Annotated in this window: 2 protein-coding genes; both read left to right on the top strand. The window is 39.7% G+C overall.

Features of this window, described 5'->3' with window-relative positions; all coding sequences use genetic code 11:
• A partial coding sequence (locus tag OCV67_RS13420; RefSeq protein WP_178085190.1) for a hypothetical protein occupies positions 1–285 on the top strand: 285 nt, incomplete at its 5' end.
• A gap of 64 nt (positions 286–349) precedes the next feature.
• On the top strand, positions 350–700 hold the full coding sequence (dcm, locus tag OCV67_RS13415; protein ID WP_147644416.1) for a DNA (cytosine-5-)-methyltransferase: 351 nt from the start codon (positions 350–352) through the stop codon (positions 698–700).
• The last annotated feature ends 60 nt before the right edge of the window (positions 701–760 follow it).

Genomic DNA, 760 nt, shown 5'->3' with positions numbered 1-760 from the left:
GGACAATTCTATACACATGGAAACGGATATGAGTGGGAAACAGTATTTCGCAGAGCCTTTGCAGATGAACCGAATCTAAGTAAGATTTATTTTGACTGTGAGGCAGGCGGATTTTTCTGTTATGCAGACAGTCTGTCACTAATGGAGGACTTAGGGAGTCGATTCAAGGCTATGATAGACGATACTGAAGGTTTTGCCAATCTTGTGTCATCGGCGCTCAAAGAAGCCAATCAGGATCAAATTGAAGAAATAACGGAAGAAGTACAAATGGATATGTCAATGTAAGCGGTTAGGTCAAAAAAGACTTAACCGCTTTTTGGTACCTAAAAGCAGAAAGGAGAAGATATGAATGATTCGTGTGTTTGAAGCATTTGCGGGAATCGGAGGATTCCGAAGCGGATTAGAAAGAGTAGGAGGATTTAAAATAGTAGGCTGGTGTGAAATTGATAAGTTTGTGCAAAAGGCTTACAGAATATTGTTTGATACGGGAAAAGAGGAATTTTATGAGGACATCACAAAAATCGATTCCAGAACAATGCCGGATTTTGACTTGCTCGTTGGAGGCCCGCCATGCCAAAGCTGGTCATATGCAGGACTCAGAAAAGGGTTTGAGGACGACAGAGGAAATATGTTCCTCGAATATATTAGAATCCTTGAAGCCAAAAAACCCAAGTATTTTGTGGTGGACCATAGTCAATAATCTGGACACAAAAAGGCGAAAAGAAAAAAGATTAAAGTAAAGATTTTTCAAAATGAATGG

Origin of the sequence: Porcipelethomonas ammoniilytica, assembly GCF_025567485.1 — a bacterium.
Classification (GTDB): Bacteria; Bacillota; Clostridia; order Oscillospirales; family Ruminococcaceae; genus Porcipelethomonas; species Porcipelethomonas ammoniilytica.
This window is presented reverse-complemented; position numbering and strand designations above follow the sequence as displayed.

What these genes read in the sequence shown, in the direction of transcription:
- dcm (WP_147644416.1), top strand. Translation starts at nt 350, where the DNA reads ATGATTCGTGTGTTTGAAGCATTTGCGGGAATCGGAGGATTCCGAAGC.